The sequence below is a fragment of the Streptomyces sp. NPDC102441 genome (assembly GCF_044765585.1).
GTDB lineage: Bacteria > Actinomycetota > Actinomycetes > Streptomycetales > Streptomycetaceae > Streptomyces.
Map to the genome: position 1 here is coordinate 419,103 of NZ_JBIWKH010000002.1, position 18,945 is coordinate 438,047.

Consider the following 18,945-nt stretch of genomic DNA (forward strand, 5'->3'; position numbering starts at 1 on the left):
GTCTGCACTGTTCATGAGGCGACGGATTCTTGGGCAGTCGGACGGCGGGTGTGCCGACCTTTCGAGACGTTCCGCAGGGGGCGGGGTGAGGGTGAGTGCCGAGTCGTACCAAAGTGTTGACAGCTCATGTTCGATGGGTGCGGCTAGCGGGTGAACTGACGGTCGTCGGACCCCGTGAAGTCGCCTCTCGGGTGGAGAAACGCAGAGGGCAGAGTCATGTCTCGCCCAAAAGTGTCGGCAGAAATGCGATCGCCGTCGGCTACGGTGGTAGCTCCCATTCACGCTCACACGTTCGAGCACGGGTAGGCGCCGTATCGAGAACGCGCGAAAGGCAGACAGGCATGACAGCACAGCCAGCCGCGGTGGTGGACGAGATCGCCCACCCGGACGAGGTGAGCAGGGCTCACCATGAGCTGCGCCGCGCGATCATGCACGGCGAGCTGCGCGCCGGCGACCCGCTGTCGCAGGTCGCCCTCGCACGGAAGCTCGGGGTGAGCCGGGGCCCGCTGCGCGAGGCGCTCAGAATTCTCCAGCGCGAGGGCTTCGTCCAGCAGGAGTCACAACACCGCGCACGGGTGACGACGTTCAGCGACGAGGACCTCGACGAGCTGTACGCCATGCGCATCGGTCTTGAAGCGCTCGCCATCGGGATCGCCGTGCCGCGCATGAGCGAGGAACACCTCGAACGGATCGACCGGTTGCTGGTCGAGATGGAGGAGACGGCGCGTACTGGCGACGTCGAGCAGTGGGAGTGCCCGCACGCGAAGTTCCACCGTGCGCTGGTCCACCCCTCCGGTCCGCGCATGGAGCGGGAACTGGCGTTGCTCTCGGACCACGCGACGCGTTACCGCTTGGCCTTCGTCACCTGGAATCCGTTTGAGTGGCAGGCCGGTACGAGCGAACAGCATCGCAAGATCGCCGACGCGGTCAAGGCGCGTGATCCGGACGCCGCTGCACAGACGCTGGCGGCACATCTCGGCCGGACCGCGCTGGTGGTGCTCTCCATCGCCTCACCCACCTTCGAGCCCGTGCGTGTGCGGAGGGCCCTGTCCACGGTCTGCAACCGCTGAAGCCTCCAGAGGCTTCGTCCCGGCCGTAGCCCTTTCCGGCTGCCGTCTTCGCTGTACGCCCTCCTCGTCGGCCACCTTCCCGCCGTACGGCCAAGGAACGTGCCGCGAGATCGCTACCGGCTGAGAGATCGGCCGACCGAGGTGCGCCGTGGGTTCGGCGCATCTCGGCGTCGTGTCGCCTCGTGCCTTTAGCCCGCCGAGTTCGGCAGCTTCGCCTTGATCAGGCCCATCACGGAGGTGTCGGTGAGCGTCGAGACGTCGCCCAGTTCGCGGTCCTCGGCGATGTCGCGCAGCAGACGGCGCATGATCTTGCCGGAGCGGGTCTTCGGCAGCTCCGCGACGGGCAGGATGCGCTTGGGCTTGGCGATCGGGCCGAGGGTGGCGCCGACGTGGTTGCGCAGGTCGGCCACGAGCGAGTCCGTCTCGGAGGCCGTGCCGCGCAGGATCACGAACGCCACGATCGCCTGACCGGTCGTCTCGTCCGCCGCGCCGACGACGGCCGCCTCGGCGACCGACGGGTGCGAGACGAGCGCGGACTCGACCTCGGTGGTGGAGATGTTGTGACCGGACACGAGCATGACGTCGTCGACCCGGCCGAGCAGCCAGATGTCGCCGTCGTCGTCCTTCTTCGCGCCGTCGCCCGCGAAGTACTTGCCCTCGAAGCGCGTCCAGTAGGTGTCGAGGAAGCGCTGGTCGTCGCCCCAGATGGTGCGGAGCATCGACGGCCACGGCTCGGTGAGGACGAGGTAGCCGCCACCGCCGTTCGGGACCTCGCCCGCCTCGTCGTCGACGACGGTGGCCGCGATGCCGGGCAGGGCACGCTGGGCCGAACCGGGCTTGGTCTCGGTGACGCCGGGCAGCGGCGAGATCATCATCGCGCCGGTCTCGGTCTGCCACCAGGTGTCCACGATCGGGCACGTGTCCGCACCGATGTGCTTGCGGTACCAGATCCAGGCCTCGGGGTTGATCGGCTCGCCGACCGAGCCGAGGATGCGCAGCGACGACAGGTCGAACTTCGCGGGGATGTCGTCGCCCCACTTCATGAACGTGCGGATCGCGGTCGGCGCGGTGTAGAGGATGCTCACGCCGTACTTCTGCACGATCTCCCAGAAGCGCCCCTGGTGGGGAGTGTCGGGGGTGCCTTCGTACATGACCTGCGTCGCGCCGTTCGCCAGCGGCCCGTAGACGATGTACGAATGGCCGGTCACCCAGCCGATGTCGGCCGTGCACCAGTAGACGTCGGTCTCCGGCTTCAGGTCGAAGACCGCGTGGTGGGTGTACGCCGCCTGGGTGAGGTAGCCGCCCGATGTGTGCAGGATGCCCTTGGGCTTACCCGTCGTGCCCGACGTGTACAGGATGAAGAGCGGGTGCTCCGCCTCGAAGCCCTGGGGCGTGTGCTCGGCCGACTGGCGGCCGACGATCTCGTGCCACCACACGTCGCGGGTCTCGTCCCACGCCGTCTCCTGCTGCGTGCGCTGCACGACCAGAACGTGCTCGACCGTGGGGCACTTGGCGACGGCCTCGTCGATCGCGGGCTTCAGCGCGGACGGCTTGCCGCGCCGGTAGCCGCCGTCGGAGGTGATGACGAGCTTGGCGTCGGCGTCCTGGATGCGGGAGGCGACGGCGACGGCGGAGAAGCCGCCGAAGACCACCGAGTGCGCGGCGCCGACGCGGGCGCAGGCCAGCATCGCGATAGCGGCCTCGGGGATCATCGGGAGGTAGACCGCGACGCGGTCGCCCTTGCGAATGCCCAGCTCGGTGAGGGCGTTCGCGGCACGCGACACCTCGTCCTTGAGCTCCGCGTACGTAAGGGCGCGGCTGTCGCCGGGCTCTCCCTCGAAGTGGATGGCGACGCGGTCGCCGTTGCCGGCCTCCACGTGACGGTCTACGCAGTTGTACGCGACGTTGAGCTCGCCGTCCGCGAACCACTTCGCGAAGGGCGCATTCGACCAGTCGAGCGTCTCGGTGGGCTCGGTGGCCCAGGTGAGGCGGCGCGCCTGCTCGGCCCAGAAACCGAGCCGGTCGGTCTTGGCCTGCTCGTACGCCTCCGCCGTGACGTTGGCGTTCGCGGCCAGCTCGGCGGGAGCAGCGAAACGCGGCCCGTTCTTCGTCGGGTCGAGAGTCGTCGCACCGGCACCCGATGCGCCACCACCCCGTGCAGACATAGTTGCTCTCACTTCTTCAAGTCCCTGCCGTAGCGCCACAGGGCAGTGCGGCGGGAGGACGGAGGACGACGACCCCGCTGCCGGTCTCCGTGCGGGCGGCCTCCGCGGCCTTCCTGCGATGCGGCCACGGACACATTCAGCGGATGGAATTCGAGTAAATGTACTGTGTAATCGAGTTCCAGTCCAGGTGATGCATGTCTCATGGGGCGGTGTCGACGGGAGGCGCTTGCCATGGCCGTGGTGACAACGCAGAGAGCCTGCATGTGACCACCGCACAGGTATGCACCGACTCCCTCAGCCGTCATGCTGACCACCGGCACCACCGTCATCAGGTGTGCCCTTCCACGGCCGACGGCCCTTCTGTGCCCGCCGCGCCGCCCCCCTTGCTGTGCGTACCGCTTCCGTCACTGGTCTCGTGGCACTCGACGGATGCGACGGGACGGGCCTCACGGTGTGTGCCGTCGGAGCCCTGGCGGTCCTCCTGTTTCATGCCCAGCCACTGCGCAACGTGGGGCGCTACGCCCTCGGCGACACGTTGTACGCGCGCTTCCCCAGCGGTGCCGTCCGTGTGGCCGGCACTGTTGCGACTCTCTGCGCTTCTGCCTCCCGCTGATCGTGGTGCAGCTGGAGGTGGCCGGGGCTTCGGTGTCGCACCTGCTGGGGCTGACCAGCGTCGGGCTGGCCCCGCGGATCTGCACCGCGTTCATCGGAGCGGTCACCGAATAAATGTCAACACTTTACTGCAATTCCGTCTGGTTCGCGCATCACGCACTGGCGGTGGACAGCCCGTCGGCCGCAGGCCGCGTATGGACATTGGCAGCCTTTTCGGGCCCCTGCTCTGTGGTTTTACCGGAAGAAGGGCCGGGAGTGTGGATTCGGAGTGTCGATCCTCGGCGTCCTTCGTCGCTTACAGCGCGGAGCTCGTCGACTCCTGAAGTTCAAAGTGTTGACAGGCCATCGGTAGCTTCAGATGATGGTGCCCGCACCTACCTCCCCTTGGTCCGCTTCGAACAGCCGACGGGGAGGGGGAGCCGATCCGCTGCCGGATCGGAAGGAATGCATGCCGCCCGTCCGCGAACAGGCCGACAGGTGAAGGGGCACTCGTGCGGCCGGGACGGCCGCCCCCTTCACGGCGATCCCGGTCGACCGAACACCGGTCTGCCAGGCATCGGTCGGCCGAACACCGGACGGCCGAGCATCGGTCAGCCGCTCACCCATGCTCTCGGCCTCTCTCCGGATCGGCCGGTACGTCAAGTGTCTTCGCCCGCCGCACCTGCGTGGCCGGAGAATCGCATGCCCGCCTCATTGGAGCCGCAAGAATGACTGCAGATCAGACCTCCACGCCCGTGGACGTGACGCTCGTGTCGGGACCGTCCGGCGCCGGAAGCATCGACGATTTCGAACTCTTCTACGCTCGCCGCGCCCTGCGCCTCTTCAAGGCGCGGCTGGGACGCGAGAAGCTGCTCGACCTCTTGGCGAAGGACATCGAGGAAGGCAACGCCGCCCTTCGGGAGAGCGCCCTCGCCTCGGGCGGCCGCTTCACGGGAGGCACGACGGTACTCGCGACGAAGGGCCTCAAGGCCGGTGAGTTCATGGCTTGGATGGGCGAGGCGTTCGACGACCAGAGCGTGCTCCTCGAAGCGCACCCGGAGCACTATGTGATGGGCAACCGCACCGACGGCACGGTGCACATCGTGGAGAACGTCGGCCCGCACATCTCCGACTTCTCCATGGGAAGTTGGTCCGCCGAAGCCATGGACTGGGCCGAGGACGCGGCAGAACTGCTGCCAGAGGCCGAATTTCCGTACAAGAGGGCTTCGAACCTCTTCCTCGCGGACGGCACGATCGTGGGGCGGGTGCTGATCCAGTTCGGTGACACCGCGGACGGCTTCACCTCAAACCTGACGGTCTACCTGCCGGCCTCGTGCCCGGAGGACGTCCTGGAGCACCACCTCCGGCACTTCGCCGTGGAGTTCAGGAACTGGATTGAGGTGGCCGGCCCTGCCCAGAGCTGAAGAAGCCCGGAGCTGAAGAAGCCCGGGGCTGAAGAGAGGCAGTGCGGAAGCAGAACAGCCGGCATCGCGCGGCGCTGCTGTTCCGTCGCGAAGCACCCCACCTATGACACCTGTTACCCCTCAGGCGACCGTCCCGCCCGAGAAGAAGGAAGAGCACACACATGATCAACGACGACAAGGCCGCCATCATCGAGGCCCTGAACATGTACGCTTTCGCGCTCGACGCGCGCCAGTGGGACCTGTTCGACCTGGTCTTCACCAACGACGTGGAAGCCGTCTTCGGCCCGGCCGGAGCCGCCTGGATCGGCCTTGACGAGTTCAAGACCTCCTTCGCCGGGTTCCACAACTCCCTGGACAGCCACGTCCACACGATGATGGGCCAGTTGGTCGACGTCGACGGGGACACGGCGCACGCCTTCAGCTACGGCACCTGGATACTCGTACGGGAGTCGGCCGAAGGCGGAGCGACCTGGACAGGAACCGGCTACTACGACGACGAGCTCGTCCGCACCGACAACGGCTGGCGCATCAAGCGACGCGTATGCCGGCTCCTGTCGTGGAGCGGCAACCCCTCGGTGCCCGAGCCGCAGCGCGAGCACCAGCCCGACATGAACGCGAACGCACTGCACAGGTTCGCCGAGAAGGGCGACATCGCCTTCCTGAAGGCGATCGAGGCGAAGAGGGCCCGCCAGTGATTCTGGTGACCGCCGCGAACGGAAACCAGGGCAAGTGCCTGGTTCCGAGGCTGGTCGCGGCCGGTACCGCGGTGCGTGCCTGCGTCCGCTCCGAGGAGTCGGCGCAGGCGCTCCGCGCCGCCGGGGTGGCCGAGGTCCTGGTCGGGGACCTCGCCGAACCGACGGTGATGGCCCGTGCCGTACGGGGCGTGGAGAGCGTCTATTACGTGGGACCCGCGCTCCATCCCGACGAACGGGCCATGGGGTTCGCGGCCATCGACGCCGCGAAGGATGCGGGCGTCACGCACTTCGTGTTCAGCTCGGTGCTGCACGCGATCGTCACCGACCTGATCCAGCACGAGATCAAGCGCGACCTTGAGGACCACCTGATCTCCTCGGGCCTGGAGTTCACCATTCTCCAGCCCACGAACTACATGCTGCGCCACCGTCTCCTCCCCGCCTTCCAGGACGGAGTCTTCCGCCTGTCATGGGCGCTCGACCGCCACCAGTCGATGGTGGACGTTGGGGACGTGGCAGAGGTGGCAGCGGCCGTCCTGGCCGACGGCCCCTGGCACGCGGGTGCCACGTACGAACTCGTCGCGCCCGGCCGCTACACGGGGTACGACCTGGCGCGCGTCGTCTCCGAGGTGGCGGGCCGCGAGGTCGCCGCCGAGCAGATCGACTCCGCCGTCTTCCTCAAGGCGGCCCTTGGCGTGGGGAGCCTCGACGAGGTTCCGTACCAGGCCGAGGTGCTGCGCGCGCTCAGTGCCCGATACAGCAGCCACGATTTCATCGGGAATTCCAACGTACTCACGTGGTTGCTCGGCCGGCGGCCGACGACTTTCGACCAGTTCGTACGGCGGGAGTTCCGTGCCGTGCAAGACCAGATGGAGTAACCATGTCCCGGCCCGCAGAGTCCCGCACCGCAGGGTCTCGACCTACAGAGCCCCGTCCCATTGACGCCACCCTGTTCCGCGAGACCCTGGGGCACTACCCGACCGGTGTGGCCGTCGTCACGACGACGGCGGACGACGGGACACCGGACGGCATGGTCGTTGGGACCTTCTCGTCGGTCTCCTTGGATCCTCCGCTGATCGCCTTCTTTCCCGCGGTCAACTCGCGGAGTTTCGCCCGGCTCAGGACGGCCCCGGCGTTCTGCGTCAACGTCCTGGCCGCCGACCAGGAGCCGCTCTGCCGGCAGATCGCGACCAGCTGGGAGGGCAAGTTCGACGGGGTGGACTGGCGGCCGGGGCCGCTCGGGTCACCCGTCATCGAGGGGGCCGTGGCGTGGATCGAGTGCACGTTTGAAGACGTGCACGAGGCGGGGGACCACTTCGTCGTCCTGGGCCGGGTTCATGAACTGGCTGTCGAACGCTCGACGTTGCCACTGCTGTTCTTCCAGGGCGGGTACGGGCGGTTCTCCCCCGGATCCTTCGTCGCCGCTCCCGACCCCGAGCTGATCCAGGCGGCGCACCTCGCCGAGACGATCAGGGCGCAGGTCGAGGAACTCAGCATCGAATTCGAGGTCAACTGCAGTGTCCTGGCCAGGATTCGCGACGACGCGGTCCAGGTGCTCGCCACCAACCGGGCGGCCGTCGTCGACTCGCCCCCGCTCGGTCACCGGCAGCCCGTCATCCCCCCGATGGGAGCCGTGTTCATGGTGGACGCGGTCCCGGCGGAGGTCGACGCGTGGTTGCACCGCGCACCGGACGACAGCCCCGAGACCCGCGCTCTGCACAGCACACTTCTGGAGAAGGTCCGCGAACGCGGCTACTCCCTGCTCGCGGCCGAGCCGGAACTTCTCGAACGCCATCGGGAAGCGCTGTCGGCATTCGAGCAGTCCGACCGGCTGCCCCGCCAGGAACGCGCCGTCCAGCAGGTGACCGCCGAGCTGACCGACCTCTTCTGCCCCGACCTCGTACCGGGCCGGCACTACGACCTTGCCTCGATCGTCGTGCTCGTCCCCACGGCGGAGGGCCTCCCGCAGATGGCTCTCCGTATGACGGGCCTGCCCGGCCATGCATCGACGGAAAAGGTCGAGTCGTGGATAGATGGCCTCAAATGGGTCGCCAGGGTGGCAGCCACGGCTGGTGCCCCTGGGTGAGCCTGGAATGCAAGCGGGTGTTAAGCCCTGTTCCTGATGACGTGGCGTCCAACACTTCTCCCTGTTCCCCGCAGGAGCTCGCGTGAGGTGATGAGGGCCTGAGACACCCCGTTCAAGGTCGGGTTCTCCGCTTCCCGCCCGAGATCCGCAAGATCGTCTATACGACGAACATGATCGAATCGCTGAACGCCCGCTTCCGCCAGGCCACCCGGCGCCGAGGCCACTTCCCTGACGAAGACGCCGCGCTCAGGGTGCTCTACCTCGTCATCCGTGACCGCCAGCCTAACGGCCCAACGTGACCGGTCGGACCCGCAACTGGAAGGACGCCATCAACACTCTCGCCGGCTTCTACGGCGAGCGCGTCACCGAGAACCAGTAACCACCACCGTACGCAAGAGACGTCAGCACCAGGGCTTACACAAAGGAAAAGGAAAAGACACTCCCGTACCCTCGATACGGAGTGTGACTCCACCGGGCAAGGGGAGGGGCGGGACGGAGTCGGCGGCATGCACTGCGGCTGAGCCGCGCGATTGGCTGCCTGCCCGCGGATGTGCCGGGCAGATCTACTCCCTCAACGTGCAGCACCGGAGCCGCCTGTAGCCGTGCGGTACGTACCGCACCGCAGCGCGGTTGCCAGGGATCGAGCCGGACGCGACGGGATCCAGCAGGATGTGAATGTCCGCCTCTGTGGCGTTTCCGCAGGTGAGAGGCGTCACGCTTTTGGGTTCGAGTCCCACCCGCCCCACCAGTTTCACCCCGCGGAAACGTTCTGACCTGCGGAAGCGTGGATTACGCGGCGGTTTTCCGTGCGGTACTAACCGCGCGCCGTGCGGTACAGACCCGCTATCGCAGCGTGTCAGTGCACTTGCAGCGCCGTGTACTCCGGCGTGCTGACGTACGGCCTGCGCTGCGCGATCGCCCTGGCCTGGCTGCTCGCCCAGGGGGGACCAATCGTGCCGATCCCGGGCACCCGCAGCGCCGCCCGTATGGAAGAGAACGCCCGCGCCGCCGACGTCGCCCTCACCGAGGGTGATCTCGCCGCGATCCGCGAGATTCTCCCGAACGGCGGATTCGGCGCCCGCTACGCTGAAGAGCATGCCCCCAGCTGGGTCTGACCCTCACCCGAGCGGGCCTACGAATCGACCACCGGTCCCGCCGCATGAACATCCGGAGCCCGGCCGCTCTCACGGGCCGGGCGTGGCGTCGCGGGCCGCGAAGGCGGCCGGGGTAAGACCGGTACGGTCGCGGAAGAAGCGGCCGAAGTTCGCGGGGTCGGTGAAGCCGAGGTGGCCGGCCACGGACCGGGCGTCCCATCGGGCGCTTCCCAGCAGGCGGCGGGCTTCGAGCAGGCGCCGCTCGTCGATGAGCTCACGCACTCCCTTGCCCGCGGCTTCCCGGGCGGCTCGGCTGAGGGTGCGGACCGAGCAGCCGAGCAATTCTGCGTAACCCGCGGCCCGGTGCAGTTCGCGGAAGTGCAGCTCCAGGGCGTCCGCGAACCGTCCGTAGGTGTCACCACGGCTTCTGCCGGCACTCCTGTCGGCGGGGGTGGTCCCGGGCGCGTTGGCGAGACGTAGCAGCAGTGATTCGAGCAGGCTGCGCCGCAGAGCGTGGTGAACATCGAGAGGCCGGCGCCCGAGTGCGCGGTGTTCGTCCAGAAGCTGGAGTGCCGTCTGCCGGAGCCAGGCGGCGTCGTCGGGGTGCGGGCTCAGCACGGCAGGAGCCTCGTGCGCGGTGACCGGGGCCAGCAGGCGGGCGATGTCGGGCCGCAGCACGTCCGGTTCGATCAGGACGAACGGGCCGCGGGCGGCGCCGGGCGGGTGCCACAACTGCGTGTGTCCGGGACGCACCCACAGCCACTGGCCAGGGGCGACGATTCGGGTGATGTGGTCGACCTCGTGCCGCAACTCGCCCTCGGTGACGGCAATGAGGTAGTGGAAGGTGGCGCGGCCCGGACGGGGCGGGTTCCACGGCCAGTCGTCGTGCTGGGCGAAGAAGTCCTCGACGGTATTCACCTCAAGGCCGTACGGGGTGCCGACCGGGGGCTGGAAACGGTACAAGGGGACCGCGGCCGGTCCGGCCTGTCCGCTCGGGCTGGGGTGTCGCTTGTCGACCATCACGTGTCCGCAGCCTACCGCCCCTTTTGTCGGCTTCGGGGGAAGAATGGGATGTGCCGCCGCGACCCCTGAGGAAGGCAACGACCCATGAACGGAACGACCCTGCACAAGACCGCCGCCGACTGCGCCGAGGAGCTTCCCGGAGCTCAGCTGGAGCATCCCTTCGGCGACGACTGGGAGGTCTTCAAGGTGCGCGGCAAGGTGTTCATGCTGATGACCGAGGTCCCGGGGCGCCCCGTCGTGATCCTCAAGGCGGACCCCGGTGAGGCCCACGCCCTGCGGGAGCAGTACAGCCACATCACCCCCGGCTACCACATGAACAAGAAACACTGGATCACGCTGGAAGGCGGGGACGGCGTCGACAAGGAACTCGTCGATGAGCTCGTCACCGACTCATACCGACTTGTCGTCGCTCACCTGCCCAAGGCCGAGCAGCCCGTCGCCCCGCACACTTACGGCACCAGCACGCGGGCGGCCCAGTGAGCGCGGCAGGCGACCGCCTCCAGGACACCGCCCGCCAGGCGGCCCTCGCGCTGCCGGGGACGGACCACGGTTACCCGTTCACCAAGCACCTGGACGTGTACAAGGTCGCGGGCAAGGTGTTCCTGATCGTCACCGACGACCCGGACGACCAGATCATCACGGTCAAGTGCGAGCCCGAACACGCCCGCACACAAGTACGTGGCTACGCCTCGATCACACCGGGCCGCTATCTCGACAAGCGGCACTGGATCTCGCTGGGGCCGGGCCCCGGCATCACCGAGCGGCTGGCTACCGACGCGGTCGAGGATTCCTACGACCTGACCGTCGAGCGGCTGCCACAACGCGACCGCCCCCGTACTCGATGAGCACCGTAAGCGAGCCCTACTTCCCCGACGACATGGACCACGAGACGTACTATCAGCCCACCCGCAACGGCTACGAAGCCCAGATCACCGAACGGCTACGCCACTGGGCCGCCCTGCGCGATCGCAGACAACGCTAACCGGTCGACGCCCGGACCCTCACGCGCCCCACTGCGGCGCAGATACCCTCGGCGCCAGCGGGTGGCCGGAGTTCGATAGACCTCGCCCCACCGTCGCTGATCCGCCCGCGCGAACGGCTCGAACATCTCCGCCGCGAAGTCCTCCAGATCACACCGGACCCCAGCCGACTCCTCACTCAGCACACCCGGTCAACGACACGACCGATCAAGAAGACACGCCATCACAGACCACACATGATCAGGCCCTACTAGGACCCCATACCGAGATGCGCTCCACCGGCGACGTCGAGAGAGACGCCGGTGATGTACCGGTTGGCCCGGTCCGTGAGGAAGCCGATCGCGCTGGCGACCTCGGCCGGTTCGGCGAAGCGTCGCATGGGGAGCTGCGCGGCGCGAGCGTCGCGTGCTGCCTGCGCGGAGCCGGACTGGTCGGCGAGCAATGTCCACATCGGGGTGTTTACCGGTCCGGGGTTGACGGAGTTGACCGAGATCCCGTCCGGTCCGAGGATCTTCGCCATCGACCACATGATGTGCAGCACAGCGATCTTGCTGGCGTTGTACGGCAGGTAGTCGATCCGCGCTTCCTTGGCCGCGACCGACGACAGCAGCAGAATGGTGCCCTGCGTGCCGCTGCCCCGCATGAGGTTCGCGACCTCGCGCGTGATGGTGAACGTGCCCGTGGCGTTGATGCGCATGGTGCGCTCGAACTCCTCGGTCGTGGTCGCCAGCGGATCGGGTGTGCCGCCGAGCACCCCCGCGGCGTGGACGAGGACGTCGATGCGGCCGTGCTCGGCGACGATTCGGCGCACCACTTCGGCGGTCTGCTGCTCGTCGGTGACGTCGAGCTCGGAGAAGCCGGCGATGTCCTGCCCGTCGAGCGGTGCGAGGTCCGCCCCGACGACGATGTCTCCGCGCGCCTGCAGCGCGTCGACGGCGGCCGCGCCGATGCCGCCGCTGGAGCCGGTGACCAGGGCGACCTGGGGCAGCGGCGCTACTGCACTGCTTTGCTGGACCATGTGCGTCCTTCCTGCTCCTCGGTGGGCAGGCCTGCCGCCGCGAGGATCTTGTCGAGTAGTTGCTGGGTCTTGACCGCTTCCCATCCGGAGGTCAGCGGCTGCTGCCGGTCCTGAACGCGGTCGAGGAAGTGGCGGACCGCGTCGGCGAAGCCGAAGCTCTCGGTCGCGGTCGCCCAGCCGAACGCCTCCGGGCTCATCGACCGGACGGTGCGGACGCCGTTTGCCGTCACCGCGACGGTGTCGGGGGCGATGACCTCCGCCGAGCGCAACTGCCCGTACGCGTCGAGCTTCTCACCCCACGCGCCGGCGGCTCGGGCCGCGACCAGCAGGCCCGTGTTCCCGGTCGAGAACCGGATGAGGGCGGCTGTGCCGTCCTCCTCCCAGGGGTCGGTTCCGGCGGCCGCGCTGCTGACCTCGACGACGTCTCCGCCGCAGAACCAGCGGAGGAGGTCCACCATGTGGATCGCGTTCTCGAACGTGGCCCGGTACTCGGAGCCGGCGCGGTTCTTCTGCGCGACGCAGAACGACGCTCCTGCCGCACCGAAGGCTTCCCGCGCAGCGACGTACACGGGCGCGAACCGCCGGTTCAGGCCGACCATCAGGATGCGGCCGTGCTCGTCGGCGAGCTCCGCGAGGCGGACCGCGTCGGAGGTCGAGGTGGCGAGGGGCTTCTCGCAGAACACGTCGATGCCGGCGCGGAGGGCGCTCTCGACGGCCGCGACGTGCTCGGAGCGGGGGGTGAGCACGAAGACGGCGTCGAGTTCTTCGGCGTCGAGCATCGCGTCGACCGTGCGGTATACGTTCGCGAACCCCCACCGACGCTGCAGCAGGCTCGGATCCTCGCGCCGCGACACCAGGGCGCGCAGCTCGACGTCGTCGCGCTGAACGAGGGTGGGCAGCTGCGCGATGCTGGCGATGTTGCCGGCGCCGACCACGCCGACGCGCAGTGCGGTCACGAGCGGACCTCGGCGTTCTGGCCGTTCGCCTCGAGATCGAGCTGCCGCAGCAGCGTACGGAGGTGTTCGGCGCCGCGACGGAACCCGGTCTCGGGGGCTTCGAGATCCTGCGGATGCCACCGGTACTCGTATTCGAGCGAGAGCACGTCGTCGTAGCCGACCTCGCGGAGGCGCCGGAGGATGGTCGACCAGGCGAGGGCGCCGTTGCCGACGACGCGCGAGATGACGGCGCGTTCCTCGGCGCGCACGCGCGCCGTCTCGGAGGCGACGAACGGGGCGTTCGAGTCCTTGAAGACGAGGTCCTTGACGTGCACGTGGCCGATGAGATCGCCCTGGACGGCGAAGGCGTCGTCGACGTCCTCGTCGTGGGTGAAGGTCAGGTTCGCCTGGTCGTAGAGGACGCGGACTGCGGGCGAGTCGACCGCGCGTATGAGCTTGGCGGTGTCGCGGGCGGTCTGCGTCATGGTGCCGAAGTGGTTCTCGGCGCAGAGCACGACGCCTGCCTCCGCCGCCGGGCCGGAGAGCTCCTGGAGCGAGCGGACGAGCTGCGTCCAGTGCGCGGCGTGGTCCTGCCGGCCCGGCTGCCACGCGCCGGAATAGACGCGGATGCGGTTCGCGCCGATCGCGTGGGCGATGTCGATGGCCGACCGCAGTTCGTCGACGGCCGCTGCGCGTATGCGCTCGTCGGTCGCGTTGATGGCGGTCGTGTACGGGGTGAGCCCGATGACCGGGATGCCTTCGCCGTCGGCGACGCGTGCCGCTTCCGCCGCTGCCGCGGCATCGCCGATGGGCAGACCGCTCGTGTAGTCGTCCTGGTAGATCACCTCGGCGGCATCCAGGCCGGCTCGGGCGAAGAGCTTGAGCGCTTCGGGAACGGTGTGGCCGGGGGTGCCGAGAGTGTGGCCGGCGATCTTCATGAGGGTGTCTCCGAGGTCGTCGAGGTCGAGTGGGTGTGCCAGTCGTGGGGGCCGACGAGACACGGGGGATCGGCGACCCGCGAGCGGTCGACGAACTCGAGGATGAGTCCCCAAGAGGTTCGGGCGTACACCCACCGGTTCCCGGCGACAGCGGGGCTGTCGCCGGCGACCTCCTTGCGCGCACCGAGGATCTCGATGCCCCGGAGGTCGGCGATCGCGGCGACGACGTCGTCGACGTCGTCGACGACGAAGCAGAGGTGGTGCCCGCCCGCATCGCTGGCGCGCGGGAACACGGGGGAGCGGTCCTCGCTCCACCACTGGAACAGCTCCACGTTCAGGTTCGGCGGCAGCCGGAGCATGCGCAGCTCCAGGTGCGCGTCCGCGGGCACGCCGAAGTGTTCCGGCATGACCGCGGCATCGGGTCCGCGGGTGGAGCGATAGAGCTCCTCGGCGCCGAGGAGGACGGTGAACAGGCGGGTGGCGTCGTCGAGGTCGGGGACGGTGAAGGCCACGTGGTCCACGTATTGGAGACCGGGAAGGCGACCGGGGTTCGGATTCATGAGCGGTGTTCCTGGGTGGAGGAGCGGATGAGAAGCGATGGCTCGAGCACGACGTGGTCGGGCGGGCCGCCGGCGATGAGGCCCTCGCCGAGTTCGATGGCGATCCGTCCGAGGTCGGTGATTGGTTGTCGGACACTGGTCAACCGGGGGTTGAACTGGGCGCCGAGGTCGAGGCCGTCGAAGCCGATCACCGACAGGTCGGCGGGCACGGACAGTCCGCGCGAGCCGAGCTCGGAGATCATGGCGAACGCGATGAGATCGTTGGAGGCGATCACCGCTGTCGGGCGGATCGGTTCCCGCATCCAGCGGTCCACGATCCCCGGCCCCGGTTCGGTGCCGGGCGCCGTTTCCAGGACGACGGGCGGGACTGCGTGACGCTCGGCGGCGTGTTGGTAGGCGTCCCAGCGGTCCTGGGCGGTGTACGTGCCGACGATCCCCGGGGCGTAGGCGATGTTCGTGTGGCCGAGACCAAGGAGGTGGTCGAAGGCGAGGTCGACGCCCCGGGCGCTGTCGACAGTGACGGTGGGCACGGCGGGGTCGTCTTCGACCCGGTCGATGACGACGACCCGGTTCTGGAACGCGTACCGGCGGAGCGCCTCGAGGTTGACCCGGGTTGAGGGGGCGACGATGCCGAAGGGGGAGTACATGGAGTGCATCGCGCTCACGTAGTCGGCGGTCTGCCCGGTGTCGCCGTCGGTGATGCAGAGCATCAGCTGGTAGCCGCGTGCTTTGGCGGCGGCGGCGGTCGTGCGCGCCAGCTCGGCGAAGAACGGGTTGGTCATGTCCGGAACGATCAGCGGGACGAGGTTGCTCGAGCCGCGGCGGAGAGCCTGCGCGAGGGGGTTCATCGAGTACCCGAGCTCGGCGGCGACACGCAGCACGTGTTCCCGGGTCGCCGCGCGTACGGCATCCGGCTTCGAGAATGCGCGTGACACGGTCGAGCGGTGCACGCCGGCCGCCTTGGCGACGTCGTCGATGCTCACTTCAGCCACGACGCACCGTCCTCTCCAGGTGCGGCGACCAGATGAGCTCCATAGTGGTCACAAGCTCGGCGAGCGTCGGCAGGCCCGCGAACCCGGTGGTGAGCGTGTCGGCGACGCCGGTGACGAACACGTCGTACAGCGGGTCGCTGTCGACCTCGAGGACGGCGCTCCTGGTGACGCCGGATTGGTCGGTGAACGTCGCGTCGCCGGTGGTGTCGACGGTGGCGAACCCGTTGGTCCCGGCCGCGGTGAAGCTGCAGTACCGCTTCAGCGGCGAGTTGGGGAACGCGTAGCCGACTTCGACGATTGCCTCGCGGCCCGTGACGGTGGTCAGGACCATCGTGGAGTGGTCGTCGACCGCCTCGCCGTGCAGCGTGGTGGAGAGCTTCCGGACGACGTCGACGGGGTGTCCGAGGTGGCGGATTGCCAGGTCGACGAAGTGCGGGCCGAGGTTCATCAGGCTGCCGCCGCCGGAGAGGGCGGGTTCGAGCATCCACGGGTTGCCGTTGCCCCGGTACCGCGAGGGCGGACCGGCGACGAACGCCATCCGCTCGTAGACGATGTCGCCGGCCTGCCGCAGCCACGTGTCGATCGGGGCGCCGCGCTGGACGAGTGGCACGGTCGCCGGCACGGCGGCCAGACGCGCCTCCTCCTCGAGCGTCCGAAGTTCGTCGAGGTTCGCACCGGCGGGCTTCTCGATCGCGAACGGGATGCCGCGGTCGATGAGCTTCCGGCCGACCGCGAGCATCTCGTGGTGCGGGCAGAACACGAACGCCACCTCGATGCCGTCCTGGTCCAGAGCCTCGTCGACGCTCGCCGCGACCGGTGCGCCCAAGGGCTCGGCGAATGCCCGGGAGACCGCGGGGTCGGGGTCCTGCACCGCCGTCACGCGGAATCGTCGAGCCAGCCCGGCACGGTACAGCGGCGCGTGCCAGTGGGACGCACCCAGCACCACCGCCGAGGGCCGAGGGGCCGAAGAGGAATGATCCACCGCCGTCGACTCCTTCGCTTCGATGAGGATCCCGGCGTTCAGTCGCCCGCGAATGAGAACGATTGCTGAGATCGATTGCAACCCAGGATGTACACCTTGCCGCGATTCGTCAATGTGTCCGGGTCGCGGCTCGACGAAGCGCACCAAAGTGGTGTAACCATCAGGGCCATGTTCCAAAAACTCCACGTCATAGAGACCATCCGCGATTCCGGCAACGTCCTCATCGTCCGCCTCGACACCGCCGAGGAGGCGTTCGAAGTCGCCTCGGCAGCCGTCGCCGGCGGCATCCGCGCCCTCGAGATCACCCTGTCGATCCCCGGCGCCCTCACTGTGATCGAGCGCCTGACCGAGCGCTTCGCCGGTGAAGACGTGGCCTTCGGCGCTGGCACCGTCCTCGACGGGCACGCCGCCTGGTCGAGCATTCAGGCCGGCGCGCAGTTCCTCGTCAGCCCGAACCTCAACCCTGAGATGATCCGCGTCGCCAACCGCTACCAGGTCGCCACCATCAGTGGTGCCTACACGCCGACCGAGATCCTCGATACGGCCGAGGCCGGCTCGGACATCGTCAAGCTCTTCCCGACCGAAGCCGGCGGCATCCCTTACGCCAAGGCGGTCCTGGCGCCGCTCGCGCACGTCCCGATCCTTCCGGCGGGTGGCGTCACCACCGCCAACGTCGGCGACTGGTTCGCCGCAGGCGTCGCGGCGGTCGGAGTGGGAAGCGCCATCACCAAGGCCGGCCGCCCCGACGGCGACATGGGCAAGGTCACGGCGGCGGCAGAGGAGTTCGTGGCCGCGATCGCGCGAGTGAAGCGGTGACATCCGACGTCCAAGCCCTGCCCGTCGCCTACATCACGCTCGGTGGGGCGGGGTCGGGTAAGTCGACCCTGTCGAGACACCTCAGCTCCCTCACGGGCGCGGCGTATCTCGACAAGGACACGCTCGCCGGGCCCCTCGTGCGAGTTGCTCTCGAGGCGTTCGGGCAGGATCCCTCCGATCGGGAATCGAACGAGCTGTACCTGCGGAGGGTCATGCCGGCCGAGTACGAGACGCTCTTCGCGACCGCCGGCCGGAATCTGGAACTCGGCCACTCCGTCGTCCTCGATGCACCGTTCGTGGCGTATCTCCAAGACCCCGACTTCCTGCGTCGCTCGACCGAGAGTGCAGGCTGGCCCGCCGCTCGCATCCGGGTGATCCACGTGCGCACCTCGCCCGAGGTCGTGCGGCAGCGGTTGATCGAGCGCGGCAGTGAGCGGGACCGGGTCAAGCTCGCCGGATGGGACGTCTACTGGGAGCGATTCGGTGCACTCGAGTGCCGATGGAACACCGGCGAGCACGACGTCGTCGTGAACGATGACGAGTCGGCGTTCACGCGTCTGCGTGAGCTGGTGCAGCAGATCTGACCGCTGCGTTCCCGGGGTCTGACGGCCGGGATGACCGCTGGGTCTTGACCGCGACGGCGGACGCATGTGAATGTTCGTAACGGCGTTACAGGTTGCGTGGACGTGGATCCACGATGGCGAGGAGACGAAGACATGGCACTAGCCGATGACGTCACAAATGCGATGCGTGTGCTCGAACTGCTGGCGCCGCATCCCGAAGGCCGACGCGTCACGGAGATCGCCGAGCGCCTGAGCGTCAACAAGGCTATCGCTCATCGCCTCCTCGCCGCCCTGGTCGATGCGGGCTATGTGAATCAGGATCCCCGCACCTCCAGCTACTTCGCCACTCACAGCCTCGGCGCCCTGGGGCTCCGCCAGCTGTCCTCGTCAGCAGTGGAAACGTGGGCTCAGCGAAGCCTGGACTCGCTCGCGGCGGAGTGTGAGGAACTCGTTCGCCTGGCGGTAGCCACGAACGACTCCTTGAAGTGGATCGCCAAAGCCCAGGGGGCGAACTCGTCCCTGCGCATCGACCCCGTCATGGGCCAGGACGCGGTCCCCCACGCCACTGCATCCGGGAAGGCGTGGCTCGCCACTCTTTCTCCGGACCGAGTCGCGACGGTGCTGGCGCACGAGAGCCATCTCGACGTCACTCCCCGATCCACCCTCGACCGGTCCGCTCTCCAGGTCGAGCTCGACGAGGTTCGTCACCGCGGGTACGCCACGACGATCGAGGAGATGGACCTCGGTATCAGTGCCGTGGCGGCCGCCATCCACGGAGCCGGACCGGGCCGGGAGGCCACCGGGACGATCAGCATCGCGGGCCCCTCCGTGCGAATGACCCGAGCGCGCATGGCCGAGCTGTCGCCGCCCCTGCTCGCGGCTGCGGCTGACATCTCCCGGAGCTGGCCGAGCTACACCTACCTCGTCGCAGACGAGGAACTCTCCGCCTAGTCAGGCAGACACCTAGTCAGGCAGGCATCCCTTCAACAGGTTCAGCGACCCTCGGCTCGGGGCGT

19 protein-coding genes and 2 pseudogenes are annotated in these 18,945 nt (G+C 68.4%); 13 read left to right on the forward strand and 8 right to left on the reverse strand.

All coding sequences use genetic code 11. The features are described 5' to 3' along the window. Positions 1 to 341: 341 nt before the first annotated feature. Complete coding sequence (locus ACIREO_RS05425; protein ID WP_404105337.1) at positions 342 to 1,070, forward strand: GntR family transcriptional regulator; 729 nt, start codon at positions 342 to 344, stop codon at positions 1,068 to 1,070. 188 nt (positions 1,071 to 1,258) lie between these two features. Here the strand turns inward: ACIREO_RS05425 and acs are convergent, their stop codons facing one another. Further along, the gene (gene acs / locus ACIREO_RS05430; protein WP_404105340.1) at positions 1,259 to 3,235 is read right to left on the reverse strand and encodes an acetate--CoA ligase; all 1,977 of its coding nucleotides are present in this window, start codon (positions 3,233 to 3,235) and stop codon (positions 1,259 to 1,261) included. Positions 3,236 to 4,554: 1,319 nt separating this feature from the next. Here acs and ACIREO_RS05435 point away from each other — a divergent pair. The 6 genes and pseudogenes from ACIREO_RS05435 to ACIREO_RS05460 all read left to right on the forward strand — a co-directional run. Beyond that, on the forward strand, positions 4,555 to 5,250 hold the full coding sequence (locus ACIREO_RS05435; protein WP_404105343.1) for a hypothetical protein: 696 nt from the start codon (positions 4,555 to 4,557) through the stop codon (positions 5,248 to 5,250). A 161-nt stretch (positions 5,251 to 5,411) separates the two neighbouring features. Continuing rightward, a complete protein-coding gene (locus tag ACIREO_RS05440) occupies positions 5,412 to 5,945 on the forward strand; it encodes a nuclear transport factor 2 family protein (protein WP_404105345.1) in 534 nt (177 codons plus the stop codon). A 5-nt stretch (positions 5,946 to 5,950) separates the two neighbouring features. Continuing rightward, the gene (locus ACIREO_RS05445; protein WP_404105348.1) at positions 5,951 to 6,820 is read left to right on the forward strand and encodes an SDR family oxidoreductase; all 870 of its coding nucleotides are present in this window, start codon (positions 5,951 to 5,953) and stop codon (positions 6,818 to 6,820) included. 2 nt (positions 6,821 to 6,822) lie between these two features. After that, positions 6,823 to 8,028, forward strand: a complete 1,206-nt coding sequence (locus tag ACIREO_RS05450) for a flavin reductase family protein (RefSeq protein ID WP_404105351.1) — start codon at positions 6,823 to 6,825, stop codon at positions 8,026 to 8,028. 125 nt (positions 8,029 to 8,153) lie between these two features. Beyond that, positions 8,154 to 8,303, forward strand: a pseudogene (locus ACIREO_RS05455) (transposase); the annotation flags it as partial. A gap of 639 nt (positions 8,304 to 8,942) precedes the next feature. Beyond that, positions 8,943 to 9,143 (forward strand): annotated as a pseudogene (locus ACIREO_RS05460) (aldo/keto reductase); the annotation flags it as partial. Positions 9,144 to 9,212: 69 nt separating this feature from the next. Here ACIREO_RS05460 and ACIREO_RS05465 read toward each other — a convergent pair. After that, on the reverse strand, positions 9,213 to 10,145 hold the full coding sequence (locus ACIREO_RS05465) for a helix-turn-helix domain-containing protein (RefSeq protein ID WP_404105353.1): 933 nt from the start codon (positions 10,143 to 10,145) through the stop codon (positions 9,213 to 9,215). 84 nt (positions 10,146 to 10,229) lie between these two features. Here ACIREO_RS05465 and ACIREO_RS05470 point away from each other — a divergent pair, with 84 nt between their 5' ends. The 3 genes from ACIREO_RS05470 to ACIREO_RS05480 are packed head-to-tail and all read left to right on the forward strand — an operon-like array spanning position 10,230 to position 11,127. Beyond that, a complete protein-coding gene (locus ACIREO_RS05470) occupies positions 10,230 to 10,625 on the forward strand; it encodes an MmcQ/YjbR family DNA-binding protein (protein ID WP_404105356.1) in 396 nt (131 codons plus the stop codon). Beyond that, positions 10,622 to 10,990, forward strand: coding sequence for an MmcQ/YjbR family DNA-binding protein (locus tag ACIREO_RS05475; protein WP_404105359.1), 369 nt, complete (start codon positions 10,622 to 10,624; stop codon positions 10,988 to 10,990). Before ACIREO_RS05470 ends, ACIREO_RS05475 begins: the two co-directional genes overlap by 4 nt. Continuing rightward, complete coding sequence (locus ACIREO_RS05480) at positions 10,987 to 11,127, forward strand: hypothetical protein (protein ID WP_404105362.1); 141 nt, start codon at positions 10,987 to 10,989, stop codon at positions 11,125 to 11,127. Before ACIREO_RS05475 ends, ACIREO_RS05480 begins: the two co-directional genes overlap by 4 nt. Positions 11,128 to 11,375: 248 nt before the next feature. Here the strand turns inward: ACIREO_RS05480 and ACIREO_RS05485 are convergent, their stop codons facing one another. Genes ACIREO_RS05485 through ACIREO_RS05510 form a run of 6 tightly spaced genes read right to left on the reverse strand, consistent with a single transcriptional unit; the run spans position 11,376 to position 16,550 of the window. Continuing rightward, entirely contained in the window at positions 11,376 to 12,143 is a 768-nt protein-coding gene (locus ACIREO_RS05485) for an SDR family NAD(P)-dependent oxidoreductase (protein ID WP_404105364.1), read from the reverse strand. After that, positions 12,119 to 13,099: a Gfo/Idh/MocA family protein gene (locus ACIREO_RS05490; protein ID WP_404105366.1), complete on the reverse strand. Its 981-nt coding sequence runs from the start codon at positions 13,097 to 13,099 to the stop codon at positions 12,119 to 12,121. The genes ACIREO_RS05485 and ACIREO_RS05490 overlap by 25 nt, the downstream gene beginning before the upstream one ends. Beyond that, positions 13,096 to 14,016 (reverse strand): sugar phosphate isomerase/epimerase family protein, encoded by a 921-nt coding sequence (locus ACIREO_RS05495; RefSeq protein WP_404105368.1) that lies wholly within the window; start codon positions 14,014 to 14,016, stop codon positions 13,096 to 13,098. Before ACIREO_RS05495 ends, ACIREO_RS05490 begins: the two co-directional genes overlap by 4 nt. Further along, positions 14,013 to 14,576, reverse strand: a complete 564-nt coding sequence (locus ACIREO_RS05500; protein WP_404105370.1) for a VOC family protein — start codon at positions 14,574 to 14,576, stop codon at positions 14,013 to 14,015. Before ACIREO_RS05500 ends, ACIREO_RS05495 begins: the two co-directional genes overlap by 4 nt. After that, positions 14,573 to 15,568, reverse strand: coding sequence for a LacI family DNA-binding transcriptional regulator (locus tag ACIREO_RS05505; protein ID WP_404105372.1), 996 nt, complete (start codon positions 15,566 to 15,568; stop codon positions 14,573 to 14,575). The genes ACIREO_RS05500 and ACIREO_RS05505 overlap by 4 nt, the downstream gene beginning before the upstream one ends. After that, positions 15,561 to 16,550: a Gfo/Idh/MocA family protein gene (locus ACIREO_RS05510; protein ID WP_404105374.1), complete on the reverse strand. Its 990-nt coding sequence runs from the start codon at positions 16,548 to 16,550 to the stop codon at positions 15,561 to 15,563. Before ACIREO_RS05510 ends, ACIREO_RS05505 begins: the two co-directional genes overlap by 8 nt. A 96-nt stretch (positions 16,551 to 16,646) precedes the next feature. Between ACIREO_RS05510 and ACIREO_RS05515 the strand changes: the two genes are divergently transcribed. From ACIREO_RS05515 to ACIREO_RS05525, 3 genes are all read left to right on the forward strand, one after another. After that, positions 16,647 to 17,366 (forward strand): bifunctional 4-hydroxy-2-oxoglutarate aldolase/2-dehydro-3-deoxy-phosphogluconate aldolase, encoded by a 720-nt coding sequence (locus ACIREO_RS05515; RefSeq protein ID WP_404105377.1) that lies wholly within the window; start codon positions 16,647 to 16,649, stop codon positions 17,364 to 17,366. After that, the gene (locus ACIREO_RS05520) at positions 17,363 to 17,950 is read left to right on the forward strand and encodes an AAA family ATPase (RefSeq protein WP_404105379.1); all 588 of its coding nucleotides are present in this window, start codon (positions 17,363 to 17,365) and stop codon (positions 17,948 to 17,950) included. The genes ACIREO_RS05515 and ACIREO_RS05520 overlap by 4 nt, the downstream gene beginning before the upstream one ends. Positions 17,951 to 18,082: 132 nt before the next feature. Then, complete coding sequence (locus ACIREO_RS05525; RefSeq protein ID WP_404105382.1) at positions 18,083 to 18,880, forward strand: IclR family transcriptional regulator; 798 nt, start codon at positions 18,083 to 18,085, stop codon at positions 18,878 to 18,880. The last annotated feature ends 65 nt before the right edge of the window (positions 18,881 to 18,945 follow it).

Bases quoted from the DNA above. Each gene is read 5' to 3' on its own strand.
- ACIREO_RS05425 (WP_404105337.1), top strand. From the start codon at position 342: ATGACAGCACAGCCAGCCGCGGTGGTGGACGAGATCGCCCACCCGGAC.
- acs (WP_404105340.1), bottom strand. From the start codon at position 3,235: ATGTCTGCACGGGGTGGTGGCGCATCGGGTGCCGGTGCGACGACTCTC.
- ACIREO_RS05435 (WP_404105343.1), top strand. From the start codon at position 4,555: ATGACTGCAGATCAGACCTCCACGCCCGTGGACGTGACGCTCGTGTCG.
- ACIREO_RS05440 (WP_404105345.1), top strand. From the start codon at position 5,412: ATGATCAACGACGACAAGGCCGCCATCATCGAGGCCCTGAACATGTAC.
- ACIREO_RS05450 (WP_404105351.1), top strand. From the start codon at position 6,823: ATGTCCCGGCCCGCAGAGTCCCGCACCGCAGGGTCTCGACCTACAGAG.
- ACIREO_RS05470 (WP_404105356.1), top strand. From the start codon at position 10,230: ATGAACGGAACGACCCTGCACAAGACCGCCGCCGACTGCGCCGAGGAG.
- ACIREO_RS05480 (WP_404105362.1), top strand. From the start codon at position 10,987: ATGAGCACCGTAAGCGAGCCCTACTTCCCCGACGACATGGACCACGAG.
- ACIREO_RS05485 (WP_404105364.1), bottom strand. From the start codon at position 12,143: ATGGTCCAGCAAAGCAGTGCAGTAGCGCCGCTGCCCCAGGTCGCCCTG.
- ACIREO_RS05495 (WP_404105368.1), bottom strand. From the start codon at position 14,016: ATGAAGATCGCCGGCCACACTCTCGGCACCCCCGGCCACACCGTTCCC.
- ACIREO_RS05500 (WP_404105370.1), bottom strand. From the start codon at position 14,576: ATGAATCCGAACCCCGGTCGCCTTCCCGGTCTCCAATACGTGGACCAC.
- ACIREO_RS05525 (WP_404105382.1), top strand. From the start codon at position 18,083: ATGGCACTAGCCGATGACGTCACAAATGCGATGCGTGTGCTCGAACTG.